Here is a 14,256-nt window from a genome sequence, read left to right as displayed (position 1 = left end):
TGGTCGGAGCGATTTACAAGGATTCGCCCGCGTGGGAGGCCGGACTCAGGAAGGGCGACCGGATCACTGCGATCGACGGGAATGCGGTGTCGCAGGATCTGGTGAATGCTACGTGGCGGAAGATCTCTTCCGGTGAACTGAAGTCGATGCGGTTGTCGGTGCTTCGCGACAAGGTCAGCTTTGACGTTGTCGTGCAACCGCGCGATTACATCCAATGATAAGGACCATGCTCGGCGCACAGGACCGCGGTGCGCCCCATGGCTCGTTAAATCACGTAACGCGGGGTAATCAAGCTCGAAATGCAATCGAAATTTGTCCGATCTACACTGATGCTCCTCTTAAAGTAGGACCGAAAATGCTCAAAAAAGGGGTAATCTGCGCCGCGCTGTTGTCCATGTCGATGACGGCATTTGCGGAGAACTGGAAGGTATTTGAATGGAACAACGATACCGTTCTCAGGTACGACACCGAGTCGATCACGCATAACGGAAAAATCACTGCCACGTGGGTTTCCGCCACTTTCGCGCAGCCTGCCGTACGTCCCGGATATAGCGTCCCGCTCACCAAACAGGTCTCGCACTGGATCTACAACTGCGCCGACAAGACGACCGCCATCGGCCAGGTCGTGTCTTACGGTACCGACGGTAACCAGGTAGATTCAAACCCTGGCGATCCAAACGATTTCCGTAGCGTAACGCCGCACTCGGTTGCGGATGCGATGATGAGAACGGTGTGTTCACGCTGAACCAGGCGCAGCAGTAAGTGGCCAGGCGTGTGTCGGGCAACGGGCGAACGGCGGTTCACCACCGCTGCGTCGCCGCGCCGCCCGCCGTAGCGATCATTCCAGCCGCAACGCCGGTGTAATCTGCCGTGGATCCGTGCGCAACTCGAGCAAAGCGGGAATACCGGCCGCCTGCGCCCGAGCGAAAGCGTCAGGAAAATCCTCGGTACGCTCGACCACTTCACCGAAGGCCCCAAACGCGTGAGCTAGCGCAACGAATCCGGGATTCTGCAAGCTGGTGCTGGAAATCCGTCCAGGATACTCACGCTCCTGATGCATGCGGATTGTTCCGAGCATGCCGTTATTCACTACGATCACGATAACAGCCGCGCCGTACTGCACCGCTGTCGCGAGTTCCTGCGGATACATCATGAAGCAGCCGTCGCCGGCAAAGCACACAACCTGACGTTCCGGATGCTTGAGCTTGGCGGCAACCGCCGCGGGCAGCCCGTAACCCATCGCGCCGCTAGTCGGCGCCAATTCCGTTGCGTGCTGGCGATAGCGATAGAAGCGATGAACCCATACGGTGTAGTTGCCTGCGCCATTGCTGACCAAAGCATCGTCAGGCAACACGTCGTTCAGATGAGCCACCACCTGCGCCAGATCCACGCCGCTGTGATCGGGATGCGGCGGTTGCGGTGTCGAGTGCGCGAGGTAAGCGTCGCGCGCGGCCTGGGTCCACGCAGACCATCTCACGTTGACACCCGGCAGCGCGTCTAGCGCCTTCGCAAAGTGGCGCATGCCGGAGTTGATTGCGAGACGTGCCTGATACACGCGGCCCAGTTCGTTTGGATCGGCATGGACGTGAACCAGCGTCTGCTTCGGCACAGGGCTTTGCACAAGCGTATAGCCGCCAGAACTGACTTCGCTCAGGCGCGTGCCCACGGCGATCAGCAGGTCGGCCGCCTTGACTCGTTCAGCCAGTTGCGGCGAAATCCCGAGGCCGATCTGCCCTACGTAGTTGTCCGTACGATTATCGAGCAGGTCCTGACGTCTGAACGAGGCCGCCACAGGCAATTCATAGCGGCGCGCAAAGGCTAACAACTGCGCGCATGCCTGCTCGTCCCAGCCGGTTCCGCCTACCACTACCAGCGGCTGACGCGCTTCGCTGAGCAGCGTTTGCAAGACGTCCATGTCTCCGGAAGTGGGTGCGGCCTGGACCGCCTGCGAAGGATGGGCGTCGTTCACCACACCTGAGCCGAACAGAATGTCTTCGGGCAGCGCGATTACCACCGGGCCCGGCCGCCCTGACATTGCGACGCTGAAAGCGCGTGCCAGTACTTCGGGAATGCGCGCCAGGTCTTCGATCTCCGTCACCCACTTTGCGATGCCGCCGAACATGCGCCGATAGTCGACCTCCTGGAAGGCCTCGCGCCCCAGAAAACTGCGCTCGACTTGCCCGACAAACAGGATCATCGGCGTCGAATCCTGGCTGGCGGTGTGCACGCCGATGCTGGCATGCGTAGCGCCTGGGCCACGCGTCACGAAACAGATGCCCGGACGGCCCGTCAATTTGCCATAGGCATCGGCCATATTGGCCGCGGCCCCTTCGTGACGGGCCACGTAGGTGCGGATTGCAGTCGCGTCGCGCAGGGCGTCGAGCACCGGCAGATAGCTCTCGCCAGGCACACAATAGACGGTGTCGACGCCATTGAGGACCAGCGCATCGACCAGGATTCGACCACCGGTTCGGCCAGGCTGCGGAGTCAAGTCAGACATGTAATTCAAGCTCCTTATTGCGGGTTTCAGGCATGGCCAGCGCGGCGATGAAAACCACCGCGTATGCGGCGGCGGCCCAGGCGCCGATCGATGCGCCCAGACCGTATCCGGCACTTGTGATGCCGACGGCAGCCGGCACCAGTGACCCGGACGCGCGGCCAAAGTTATAGGAGAAGCCACCCGCGCTCGCGCGAATCTGCGCGGGAAACAGTTCGGAGAAGCAGGCGCCCATGCCGGAGACGATGCCCGACTGGAACATCCCGACCAGAAAGCCCAGCATCAGCATGGTCAGGCCCACGACAGGCAGGTAGGTGTAGCTGAGAATCGCCAGCGTGGCGCCGAGTGCGGACAGCACGAAGGTCCTGCGGCGCCCGAGCATATCGCTCAGATAGGCCGCGCCGACATAACCGCAAAACGAACCGAGGATGTTGATCGCGAGGTAGGTCGTGGTGTTGCCCACCGACATGCTGTGCGTTTGCCTCAGGTACGTCACCAGCCAGGTGAGGATCGTATAGTTCCCGCCTAGCGCCCCAGCGGCCAGCATCGAGGCGGTCAAGGTGCGGCCAATCATATTGCGCGAAAACATGAGGCCGAGATTGGTCATGATGTTGGTCTTCTCGCGCACGGCGGCAGTGGCCTTGAACGCTTCGGACTCCGGCACGTTGCGGCGCATCCAGACCACAGAGAGGGCCGGCAGCACACCGACGAAGAACAGCGCACGCCACGCCAGCTCAGCAGGCAACAGGCTGAAGATGACGAAATAAGCGAGCGCCGCCAATGCATATCCGATGGGCCACCCGGCCTGCACCGTGCCGACTGCGCGTCCGCGGATGCTTTTATCGACCGCCTCGCCGATTAATACCGCCCCCGCCGCCCATTCGCCGCCGAATCCAAGCCCTTGCAGACTTCGCGTCAGCAGCAACTGGTGGAAGGAGTTCGTGAAAGCCGACAAGCCCGTAAACACGGAGAACCAGACAATGGTGATCTGCAGCACACGCACTCGGCCGATACGGTCGGCCAACAGTCCTGCAATCACACCTCCAATGGCGGACGTGATCAGGGCCGCCGTGCCGACGATACCGGCCTGCGATTTGGTCATGCCCCACACAGTGATCAACGTCGGAATCACAAAGGCAAACAATTGGACATCCATGGCGTCCAGGGCCCAACCCATCAAACATCCCCAGAACGTTTGCCGTTGCGGGCGTGTCATGCTGCGATACCACGCTGTCATTGCCTCTCCTGGCTTTTGGTTGTTTTATTGCGGCGCGGTTTCTGCGGGCGCTACTTCTGCGCTGTCGACATGATGCCGCTGCAAGGACGCCGCCACGAAACCGGAGGACTTCATTTCCTCGACGAACTGCGTGAGATAGCGCGTGGCCTCGGGCCGGTTGCGCGGCGTGGCCATGGCCTGGCGGATCACCATGAAATTCCCGTCCAGCAGACGCAGTCCAGGCAGGCGGGCCACGTCCGCCGCGAGCCGCTGCTTGACGCCTGCTGCCACTTCATAATGCTGCGTGAGCATCATGTTGGTCACCAGTGACGGAGCCGGCGCCCGCACGAGCTGTGCGTTCTTGATGCGTCGCGAGAGATACAGATCGTAGACACTGCCGCCGCTGATGGCGATGCGCACGCCGGCCCGGTCCACATCGGCGTTGGTGAGAATCTTCGAATCCTGAGGCACCATATAGACGCCCAGGATGATCACGTACGGCGGCGTGTAGTCCATATACTCAGCCCGCTCGGGATCGATACCGACGAATCCAACGTCCCACTGCTGCGCCTGGACGCCTGCCGTGACCTTACCGGCCGCGTTGTAGATGACGAAGCTAACCGGCACACCCAACCGCTTCGCCAGCTCGCGCGCCAGATCGACGGAGATGCCCTCAGGCTGGCCGGTGGCCGCATTCATCGTAGCCAACACGGGATTGCCGACGTTGATAGCCGCGCGCATCGTCCCGGACGGTGCAAGCTCCGACACCACCTCGGCAGACGGACGGCTAGCCTGTGGAGAGGTCGTGCAGGCAGCAAGCGCGGCAACGCAGACCACACAGGCAAGCGCACCGAGCCGCGAAGCCATCCGCGCACTGCCGCGCCGCCGCGTTGCGCGTGGCCGTTGGCCTGCCATGTCAGTTGGTGTCTTAAGTTCGATAGGTTCGTGCATCATGAGTAGCGGTCCATATCAATGGTGAAATACTTATGCGGACAACGCGGCGCAGTCGCCTGGTGAGTCCACCAGGCGACTGAAAATAGCGACGCCGCTTCAAGGCTAGCTTGCCGAGATTTCCGTATGAATGCGATCATCGTAAGGACTCGCCAGAAACGGGAAAATCCGGGTGCGGTAATCGCGAATTGCCTGAGACGCGTTATGTGCATCGTAAGCCGCGCGGTCGTCCCACGTCTCTACTACGGTGAAGTGATTGTCCGTGCCGACCTGCAACAGGAGTTCGACATTGCGGATGCCGTGTTCCTGGCGGGTGGTCGCGAGATACCCCCGCATGATCGGCAGCGCCTGACTCACTTGAGGACGGACGATGTCCAGATGCACCACGACAACGACAGGGCCATTCGCCGCATCGCTTGCCACATCGGCTAGCGCCACATTGGCGCCGGCTGCGCAGAAACAGCTCATCAGCACCAGCATGACCACGCGAATCAAACGCTTCATTGCGCCTCCACCCGTTTAAGTATCGAAGAAAACTGTTTAGCGTTGCTACTTGAAGTCTTGCTTGCGACGTACCCGAATCCTCCTGCCCGAACGTGTCTTCAGAATGAATGGCGGATGCCGAGTTGAAACCCCGTTTCATCCTGTCCGGTTCCTGGTGTCAGGAAGGTGCCTGTCGTGGTCGCCGCATCGCCCATTTTGAACTGTGCGGTATGCGAGTTGTTGATCCGCGATGCAACCGCGTAAAGCGTCGTGCTCTTGGACAGTGAGTAGGTCGAAATCAGGCTGAACTCCTCGGCATTGTTATGCAGCGAAGAGTCGTCCTGGATATACGCATAGCCGGCGCCTACCGTTAGCGCGGGATTGAACTGGTAGTCGGCAGAAAGACTGTAGGTGTTGTGGTAGTTCCCCGGCGTATTGCCGACCGCACCCACCGTCGGATCGAACTTGCCACCGGGGCTGCCGAGCGCGTTGCCCGTTGTCGCGGACACCACGTCGTTGGTGCGGAAGAAACCCACGTAGACCTTGCCCGATCCGTAGTTGTAGTTGCCGCCCGCCATCAACTGCTGGACCCGGTTGGTCTGCGTGGCATTCACCGCGTTCAGGTATGCCACGGCGAGGTACACCGGTCCCTGCCAGCTCTGCACCGCTGCCTGGAAGATCCCGTTGCCGCCGGTATTGCCGGCCAGGCCGCCAAGCGAATAGTGGACTTCGACCTGGGTATTGAAGAAGGTCGGCGCAAAATAGGCGATGTCGTTGTCGACCCGTGCCTGCCACTGCGCGAAGTTATTGAAGCCCGAACCATAGGTGGCCGCGCCGAACGCATCCATGTTGCCGCTGTAGAACCACATGGCGGTTTCCTGGCGACCCACACGGAAGCTGCCAAAGCGAGCATCCGACAACCCAACCCAGGCCTGACGATCGAACATGCGAAACGAGTTCTGTTGTGCACCGGTGCTGGGATCGAAGCCGCCCTCAATGTCAAAGTTGGCCTTCAGGCCGCCGCCGAGATCTTCGACACCCTTTACGCCGTAGCGGCTAGTGGACAGGCCGTTGCTGCCCAATACTGTTAGTGACGTACTCTTGCCACCCACGGTGGACGATTGATAGCCAATGTAGTTATCCAGCACACCGTAGAGCGTCACGGAAGATTGCGCGAATGCCTGGGGCGACGCGACCATACCTAGCAATGCACCGGCGGCACCGAACCTGATCAGCTTTTTCATTGGGTCTCCTTGGATACTATTATTTTGTTAGTCATGTTTAGTATCGGATCTAACGCCGACTTATATTCGTCTTCTCATGCGGGCCGCGCGCATCGCCGTATTGGCTGGCTGAATTCTTGCCGAACGGGTATGCGCTAGCAATACGTTTGACGCATAGCAGCTATGAAATTTTGCGGGTATGGCTTGAGCGACCGATTGGCTATACCGGGTAAATACCCGTATGTGGCAACACGTCGGCGAGCACGCCGGGCACGGGGCCGAGCGGTATCAGACCAGTGTCGCGCCGGCCCAGGCACCGCACTTCACGAGATGCACGATCTGCTGGCGCACCGTTTCCAGCACCTGGCGCTGGCTAGGTATGGGCGGCCTGTTGCGTGCGGAGATGATGGCGACGTCCCGGATGATCTCGGGATTGATCAGCGGCACGGCTTGCAAGGTGCCTTTGCGCATCTCCTCTTGCACCGATACCAGAGGCAAGATCGTGCACCCGCAGTTTTCTGCCACCAGTTGCTTGGTGATATAGACGGAGGCGTCGCACTCCATGCTGAGATTGACCGATCTGGAAAAGCGGGCCGTCAGCGATTCCGCGAGAACCCTGAGTCCGTGGGGATGCGCGGGCAGAACCAACGGCACGCTGGCGAGACGTTCAACCGGGAAGCCTTTGCCGATCGGGCCGAATTCGGGTGGTGCCACAAAATACAGCTGCTCGCGCAGAATGACATCCGCGCCCAGCGACGCGTGATTTTCCGGCAGATACACGATGGCCGCGTCAATCTCGCCGTTCGCGATCCACTCCCGGATGTACCCGCCCAGGCCTTCCTTGAAGCGCATCTTGATGCCGGGATATTCCTGTTTCAAAGCCTTGCCGATCGACCCAAACAGGATCTTGGCAATGGTGGGCTGCGCGGCCAGCACGATGCTCGACGGCCCTTGATGCTCCGGCGAAGACAGATCGGCGGTGGCATGCTCGAGTAGCTCCTTGACCTCGGTCGCGTACTTGACCAGACGATGCCCTGGCTCCGTTAGCACCACGCCGCGCCCACTGCGATAAAACAGACGGATATTCAACTCCGCCTCAAGGGTCGAGATTTTCCGGCTCAACGCCGATTGCGACAGGCCGACTTCAATGGCTGCCCGCGAGAAATTGCCGCTGGTTGCCACGCTGAGAAACATCAATAGATCTTCGGAGGTCATCTTGCAGTCCAGGTCAAACCCATGCCTTCTACCCGCTTCCTCTTGCTGGTGCGCGCGTGTCGGCGTGCGCGCTTAGGCGTCGTGCGACATAGTTGCATGATCGTGGAAATCTCACACTTAGCTTTCACCCGATATGACGCGGCGCGGCGACGTTAGCTTTAAGGGTTTGCGCCAGGTGTTAGGTTAACGAAGGGAATATATGGCGGCTTTGCCATTCTAGTGACAGCTTGCCGCCATGAATTCTGCGCCGCCCACGCGTCATCTGCAAAGCGTGCGTATTATCATCGATTCGCGATCGCGGTTCGTGATCAGACCTGCTGGTGAAACAGAACAACCGAAGGGAATTCCGCTCATGATCAACGTCATTCGGACGGCAGTTTTCATCGTGCTTGCCATGCTCACGCTCGACGCATTTGCAGCGCCGCTGGTTCAAACTCAAAGCGGCGAATTGAGCGGTGCCACGGAGGGGCATGTCCTCTCCTTCAAGGGCATTCCTTACGCGGCGCCACCGGTTGGCCTGCTGCGTTGGACTCCACCCGCGCCGGCGGTCGCCTGGCAGGGCGTGCGCGACGCAACGAAGTTCGGCGCAAGCTGCGAGCAGCCGCGGCGCAATTCGAAAGCGGTCATTCCCTGGACTGCGGAATATCTCGCCGATCCGCCGTTTAGCGAAGACTGTCTATTCCTGAACGTCTGGACTCCCACGTTGCATCCTGCGGGCAAGCTGCCTGTTGTCGTATGGATTCACGGCGGCGGGTTTTCTGAAGGCTCGGGCGCAGTGCCGGTTTACCGGGGCGATCATCTTGCGCAAAAGGGCGTTGTAGTCGTCACGATCAACTATCGGATGGGCCTGTTCGGTTTTCTCGCGGATAAATTGCTCGATGCCGAGCAAGGCAGTTCCGGCGAATACGGCATGATGGATCAGGTTGCCGCGCTCCAATGGGTCAAGGCCAATATCGCGAGCTTCGGCGGCGATCCGGCCCAGGTGACGATAGAAGGGCAGTCGGCCGGTGCGATCTCGGTCCATCACCTGCTCGCCGCGCCGTCGGCCGAAGGGCTGTTTGCGCGTGCGATTGCAGAAAGCAACTCGTGGGGCGATACGACGCTCATTCCGCGCGAGCGCGCCGAAGCTGTTGGCGACAAACTCTCTAGCCTGAGCGGCGCAACGACGCTCGAGGCGCTTCGCTCGCTCCCTGCGGATCAGCTCCTCGCATTGCAGACGGATCCGCGTCTGGGCGATCACGTGCGCTTCTTCCCTGTCGACGACGGCAAATTCATTCCTGACGGCGCGAAGGAGCGGAGTGATGTGCCGGTGCTGCTCGGGTCTAACCATGACGAAGCCAGCGCCTTTAGCCCGACATGGCAGATCAGCACGACCCGGGCGTACCAGGCAATGCTTGGCGATCGCTTCGCACCGGTGTCCGCCCGATTCGCCGCGCTTTATCCGGTGAAAAACGATGCAGACGTATCGGCGACGGTGCGGCGGTTATTGGCGGATTCTGCTTCGGCAGGGGTGATTGCATGGTCGCAGGGGCACGACGGTCAGGCGGCACCTGCTTATGGCTATCGCTACACGCATCCGGAACCGGGGCCGCTCGCCAAGCGCTTTGCGACGTTTCATAGCTCAGAGGTGCCATACGTATTCGGCACGCTGGAATATGGTCATCGGCCCTTCACTGCGAAGGACCGGGAGATCTCGCATCAACTGCAGTCCTACTGGGTCAACTTCATTCGCACCGGGAATCCGAACGGGCCAGGTCTGCTGACCTGGCCGCAGCTCGATAGCGGCAACTTCATGCAGTTGGGTGACAAGCAGGCGGTCACACCATTGCTGTCGAAGGAGCAGCGCGATGCATTTAGCGACTGGCAAGCAGCGGGTGGACGGATAGGCTTGTTCTAAAGAGGACTGTACTGAAGCTCGGATCAGTGCGCGCCGCCAATCTCAAACGGCGGCGTGATCACGCACGCGTCGTCCTGGTCGATTCCTCAGTCGAATGGGGCTTAGACCGGGAAAGAGCCACCGCCGAACGAGTGGCTGCGACCTTAGCCCGGCGTTGATCTAGCCGTCTGGTGAGGTGTCTGTTGCCGACGGACTATTACCACGCCCCCTGTCTGGCTCTGCACAACACCCGGCCCAACGCTGCCCGCCAGTTCCGATGCCTGCGCAACGTGCCCTCTCCCTTGTGCGACAAGGCGCCGGTACCCAATTGCACACGCCGGCTACTCGCCTGGCACACCCTATGCATTAGCTGGTGTGAGCGCGACACCCGATGCTCACTTAACGTAACCCGCATAACACATTAGGAGTATTAACCATGAAATCGACTCTCATGATCAAGGATCTGCCGATTGCCGAAGAACTCGACAGCAAGGCGATGTCAGCCGTGCGTGGCGGTAGCGCAATCTCCATCGTCGGCGGCAATGGCCAGAACGTGGTCGGCGGCGGCGGGTTTGCCAGCGCAACGACGGGCATGCAGGTTGGACCGGCCGTCAACACGGTCGATGCAAGCTCGCATCTCAACCTGAGCCTCCCGACGATCCAGAACTTCGGTGGCACCCAGTTCGTTATCTAAACAATGTGCGTGCCACCTCGCTACGGGGTGGCCACATCAATCTTCTCTCCAAGGAGTTAATCATGCACTCGAACCTCATGATCAAAGATCTGCCCATCGCCGAAGAACTCGACAGCAAGGCAATGTCCGCCGTACGTGGCGGGAGCGCCATCGCTGTGGTCGGCGGCAATACCCAGAACGTGCTTGGCGGCGGTGGCTTCGCCAGCCCGACGACGGGCATGCAGGTCGGACCGGCCGTCAACACGACCGACGCGAGTTCGCATCTCAACCTGAGCATCCCCACGGTCCAGAACTTTGGCGGTTTGCAAGGCGTATTGCTGTAACAGGTGCGCGCGTCACCCTCCACGGAGGGTGACGCACGTCCGCTCAACTCCAGGAGTTAGTCATGCAATCGACCCTTATGATCAGAGATCTGCCCGTTAGCGAACAACTTGACCGCAAGGACATGTCCGCTATTCACGGTGGCAGCGCACTCGCCGGCGTCGGCGGAAACTACGGAAACGTGTTCGGTGGCGGCGGCTTTGCCAGCCCCACCATCGGTATCCAGGTCGGGCCGATCGTGACGACCACTGACGCGAGCCAGCACGTCAACGTTAGCATTCCGAACATCCAGAATTTCGGTGGCTATCAGCTAAACGCGCTGTAATGGTCCGCGGTATCGCCTTCCGGGGAGGGTGGTGCTGCACACTTCAAGCGTTGGGACCACACGCGTCTTATCCCGCCCAGAGCAGACCGGCGTTCGCGTAGCATTCTGCAAGCGCTGCTGTGCGGGACACATAAAACTGCATGATCCAGTCCGAGTACAACGCCTCGATGAGACTGGAGCTTTCGGGGTGGCGGCGAAGCTGTGCCGCCATCGATGCCGCACGGGCGCCGGATTCGACAGCGAATCTGAATCCGTCGCCCGTGGCGGGATCGAGTTGCATGGCGGCGTCCCCGCATACGAAGTAGCCGGGGCCGGCTGCCTGCTGAAGGCAACGCCAACGGCGGCAATCGCGCCATCGCCTGCCGATGGGCGACATGCCATCCGGCCATTGAACGGCGGTCTCACGCTGGGTCGACAGGGACGTCCAGATCTTCTGCGCACCGGTTGTTTTGATCCACAGCCAGCCTTGCTGTGCGATTTCCCAGTGATTCTCCGGCGCATGGGGGCTTGCTGCTGCGAGTCCGCGCTCTAGCCACAATGCTGGAGAACCGATCGATTCTTCGAGTCGCATGGCACGCCGAAGCCAGCCGTTTGATCCGCTGGCGTCGATCACAACGGGGCTTGCGATCGATAATCCTCCGCAACGCACGCCAGAAATTCTGCCTTGTGCAATGTGTGGTTCGACTCGGCCGGCTGCGAGAGAAACGTATCGGGTACCTGTCTCGATGGCTTCGATCCTGAAGCATTGATCGAACTTGTCGCGCATCAGTGCGCGTCCGGACTGCGGTAAGGCCTCCGGATCGAGCCAGATGTCGGCCTCGTGCGAAAGGCCTGGAGCAAGAGCAGCAAGCAGCGTCACGGAAGCGTGTGACAGGTACTCCGGCGCGCCGCCCGAACGGCGGCCGCGTCCGAGCATGACGATATCAAGTCCCGCACGCGCGGCCGTGATGGCCGCAGCGCAAGCAGCGGGTCCGTCGCCAATGACGACAACATCTGCGTAGCTGTTCATTGTATGTCGCTAGCTAGCGTATGACGCGCCGCGCATCGCGCGTCAAGCGCCGCGCAGGTAAAGCGCTAACGCCTCAGCATCCGGCGCGGCGGTGCGAACCTGGGTCTGCAGCGCGGTGGCGGTCGAATCGCAACACAGGGCTTTTGCGTACGGCACGCGCAGGCGGCCCGGTGCTGTTTGCACCGCTTTGGGCCCATGGTCGACAGGAAGCACAAACAGGAAACGGTAGGCGGCTTGTGCATCTGGCGACTGGTCGTCGATCCGGCGTACCGAGATCAGCCACAGCCGGGTATGAGCAGGCGTCTGTCCAGGATCGCACGCAGCCACGGCGTGACGTAGCGCCCTGATGCGCCGGATCAGTTCGGCAGCGTCGACATGCTGCAAGGCGCCGAACAACATGTTGCCCGCAAGCGCATTCGCTACGTAATCCGAACGATAGATATCGGCGTATTCGGCCATACCGTCTGGCGTCAGATAGGGGCCATACTCGCCGTCCCATCCACGGCGGGCAGTGGCTATGCCCTTGACCACCAGCGGATGCGAAGGATGCAGGCCAATCTCCTCGTCCAGCATCGGGATGGCCGTTGGGGCATCGGCGCGATTGAAGGTGCGCGAGGCGTCCGGGCTGAGCGCGGGCCAGAAGCTGTTCGAGGCCGCGCATAGCTTGACGTCTTCGACGAACGGGCTGCCGAGTCCGTGCGTGGCGAGAAATATGCCGCCGCGATCACCCGAATACGTCACGTCCCAGCCGGGCGCAAATACATTGGACGAAGCGTCCGACAGGAACGACACCATTCTCACGCTGGATGCCACCGGCCCCGTGTGATGATCGGTGCGGGCCGCGAGACTGAATGCGACGGAGATCGTGGTGTCCTTGGAGGTGAAGGCCGGCTTGCCGGTGAGCGGATCGTTATGCTCCGGGTTGGCAGTCAGCCGCTCTCCGCTGAGCGACGAAGGACCGCCATTTCTGAACTGCGTTTTAGGATCGGTGTGCGTTTGCTGAAACCAGCGCTCCAACTCGACCTGATCGGCATACGGATAAAAATCGGGCGCGGCGACGATCGAATAGGCGGGAAGAACGGGCAACGCCGGCGGTCCGCCGAGCGCGACGCTAACCACGCCTTCGGCGCAATGGTCGATGAAGAACCGGGTGTCGTATCCGCCGTCTTTGACCTCGTCGAGAAATTTCACGCGGCTATCCGGGTGCATGCACATGTTCAGCGGCGGTTCGGCCCCAGGTCCTGCGGGGTGACGGATGTTGATGAATTCCGGTGCGTTGCGCGGCTCGGGGTAGCGCAACCAGTTCGGCGCGAAGTGTGGAAAGTAGAGTTGCCGAACTTCATCGATCCCGGCGAGAAACACCCGGAACAGGGAATTGACGATGCGCATCGTGGTATAGCGCCGATTGACAATCTCGAGCAGCCACGGCCACTGGCGTGGCACTTTAAAGCTATATATTGGCGCGGTGCCGGCCTGCACGGACTCGATAAGCGGCAGAGGCTTGGGCATCACCAGCACGGCAGAGCCGGATCGCACCAGTGCCACTGTATCGCCAGATTGGCCGCTGCTTATCATGGTGAACGGCGCGGCGTCGAGGTTCGCCGAGCTCGGCACCGTAACGCCCCATTTTGCCTGCGCGGCGCGTTTGATCTTGTCGCCGACATGGTGTTGCATGAAGGAGAGCGACACGGAGATTCCGGGAAGGCATTCCGGGCCCTCGAATAGCTTGTAGACCGGCGTCACGAAGTCGCGCCCATGATCACGCGTTTTCTCACCTTCGATCAGCGCTAACGCGTGTGGCCCCTTTTGGTGACGCACGAGGAACGCGCCGAAACGTGCCGGCAACACACGGACATGTGCGACGTCCCCGGCATCGGGCGAAAAGCCACGGCTAAGCGGATCGAACTGAGCTTCACGGTCGCCATTGCGAGCAATCCCCAGGCGTGAGAACACCATGTCGGCGTGTACCTGGTGTCCGGTGCGTCGGGCCGGACGATACTGGTAGGCGAGCACCGCGACCTTCAGCTCTGGCCAGTCGTCGGGCGGCCCTGCCAGTGAATAAACGTAGTTCTCCAACAGATCCAGTTCGTCGAGCGAGACGCTTCCGCCCACGGGCTCCTCCGCAGGACGCGCGAGCACGTGGTAAAGCAGGCTGCGTGCTGGGTCCCCGGGTTCGATGGCCCGGTACGTGGCACGGCATAAATCGGCGACAAGCGGATCGGTCCAGTCGATCGTCAGCACCCGGGCGAGTTCGCTCGCCGTGTCCGCCGCGCGAAGATTTAGGCCGTGACGTGCGAAAGCCGCTTCCCAGGTAGGGGCGATGCGATTCAGTAAATCGCGTACAAGATCAACGAGCATCGGCGACCTCCGCGTGGCGTTGCTATACGAACTCTGCTTCTGGCGTGCGGTGCGTTGACGGTCTCTTGCCTGGTATGAATGCCGGTTT

Annotated in this window: 14 protein-coding genes; 6 read left to right on the top strand and 8 right to left on the bottom strand. The window is 60.9% G+C overall.

The genetic code is table 11. From position 1 onward, the window contains the following. On the top strand, nucleotides 1-218 hold a 218-nt coding region (locus M0954_RS09575), incomplete at its 5' end, for a PDZ domain-containing protein (RefSeq protein WP_297352842.1). Nucleotides 219-226: 8 nt separating this feature from the next. Continuing rightward, a complete protein-coding gene (locus M0954_RS09570; protein WP_133893964.1) occupies nucleotides 227-745 on the top strand; it encodes a surface-adhesin E family protein in 519 nt (172 codons plus the stop codon). Nucleotides 746-838: 93 nt separating this feature from the next. On the opposite strand, the gene M0954_RS09565 is transcribed toward M0954_RS09570, so the two are convergent. The 6 genes from M0954_RS09565 to M0954_RS09540 all read right to left on the bottom strand — a co-directional run bounded on the left by M0954_RS09565 (nucleotide 839) and on the right by M0954_RS09540 (nucleotide 7,585). Beyond that, nucleotides 839-2,500, bottom strand: coding sequence for a thiamine pyrophosphate-binding protein (locus M0954_RS09565; protein ID WP_297352840.1), 1,662 nt, complete (start codon nucleotides 2,498-2,500; stop codon nucleotides 839-841). Beyond that, nucleotides 2,493-3,653 carry an MFS transporter gene (locus M0954_RS09560; protein WP_297352838.1) on the bottom strand — a complete coding sequence of 387 codons (1,161 nt, stop codon included), beginning with the start codon at nucleotides 3,651-3,653 and terminating at the stop codon, nucleotides 2,493-2,495. The genes M0954_RS09565 and M0954_RS09560 overlap by 8 nt, the downstream gene beginning before the upstream one ends. A 105-nt stretch (nucleotides 3,654-3,758) precedes the next feature. Continuing rightward, nucleotides 3,759-4,667, bottom strand: a complete 909-nt coding sequence (locus M0954_RS09555) for an ABC transporter substrate-binding protein (protein ID WP_367279507.1) — start codon at nucleotides 4,665-4,667, stop codon at nucleotides 3,759-3,761. A 102-nt stretch (nucleotides 4,668-4,769) separates the two neighbouring features. Further along, the gene (locus tag M0954_RS09550; protein WP_133893966.1) at nucleotides 4,770-5,168 is read right to left on the bottom strand and encodes an antibiotic biosynthesis monooxygenase; all 399 of its coding nucleotides are present in this window, start codon (nucleotides 5,166-5,168) and stop codon (nucleotides 4,770-4,772) included. A gap of 98 nt (nucleotides 5,169-5,266) precedes the next feature. After that, nucleotides 5,267-6,391: a porin gene (locus M0954_RS09545; RefSeq protein ID WP_122157182.1), complete on the bottom strand. Its 1,125-nt coding sequence runs from the start codon at nucleotides 6,389-6,391 to the stop codon at nucleotides 5,267-5,269. Nucleotides 6,392-6,658: 267 nt separating this feature from the next. Beyond that, nucleotides 6,659-7,585, bottom strand: coding sequence for a LysR substrate-binding domain-containing protein (locus M0954_RS09540; RefSeq protein WP_122157181.1), 927 nt, complete (start codon nucleotides 7,583-7,585; stop codon nucleotides 6,659-6,661). Between the two features lie 352 nt (nucleotides 7,586-7,937). On the opposite strand from M0954_RS09540, the gene M0954_RS09535 reads away from it, so the two are divergent. The 4 genes from M0954_RS09535 to M0954_RS09520 all read left to right on the top strand — a co-directional run bounded on the left by M0954_RS09535 (nucleotide 7,938) and on the right by M0954_RS09520 (nucleotide 10,801). Then, nucleotides 7,938-9,482: a carboxylesterase family protein gene (locus tag M0954_RS09535; protein WP_297352836.1), complete on the top strand. Its 1,545-nt coding sequence runs from the start codon at nucleotides 7,938-7,940 to the stop codon at nucleotides 9,480-9,482. Nucleotides 9,483-9,897: 415 nt separating this feature from the next. Beyond that, nucleotides 9,898-10,155, top strand: a complete 258-nt coding sequence (locus tag M0954_RS09530) for a hypothetical protein (protein ID WP_122157179.1) — start codon at nucleotides 9,898-9,900, stop codon at nucleotides 10,153-10,155. Between the two features lie 62 nt (nucleotides 10,156-10,217). Next, on the top strand, nucleotides 10,218-10,478 hold the full coding sequence (locus M0954_RS09525) for a hypothetical protein (protein ID WP_122157178.1): 261 nt from the start codon (nucleotides 10,218-10,220) through the stop codon (nucleotides 10,476-10,478). 62 nt (nucleotides 10,479-10,540) lie between these two features. Next, on the top strand, nucleotides 10,541-10,801 hold the full coding sequence (locus M0954_RS09520; RefSeq protein WP_122157177.1) for a hypothetical protein: 261 nt from the start codon (nucleotides 10,541-10,543) through the stop codon (nucleotides 10,799-10,801). Between the two features lie 67 nt (nucleotides 10,802-10,868). Here the strand turns inward: M0954_RS09520 and M0954_RS09515 are convergent, their stop codons facing one another. Then, nucleotides 10,869-11,810, bottom strand: coding sequence for an FAD-binding protein (locus tag M0954_RS09515; RefSeq protein ID WP_133893968.1), 942 nt, complete (start codon nucleotides 11,808-11,810; stop codon nucleotides 10,869-10,871). A 42-nt stretch (nucleotides 11,811-11,852) separates the two neighbouring features. Further along, the gene (locus M0954_RS09510) at nucleotides 11,853-14,168 is read right to left on the bottom strand and encodes a hypothetical protein (RefSeq protein ID WP_297352834.1); all 2,316 of its coding nucleotides are present in this window, start codon (nucleotides 14,166-14,168) and stop codon (nucleotides 11,853-11,855) included. Nucleotides 14,169-14,256 lie beyond the last annotated feature (88 nt).

The organism is Paraburkholderia sp. (assembly GCF_026225065.1).
Lineage (GTDB): Bacteria > Pseudomonadota > Gammaproteobacteria > Burkholderiales > Burkholderiaceae > Paraburkholderia.
The sequence above is the reverse complement of the archived record's forward strand: the minus strand, read 5'-3'. Positions and strand labels throughout refer to the sequence as shown.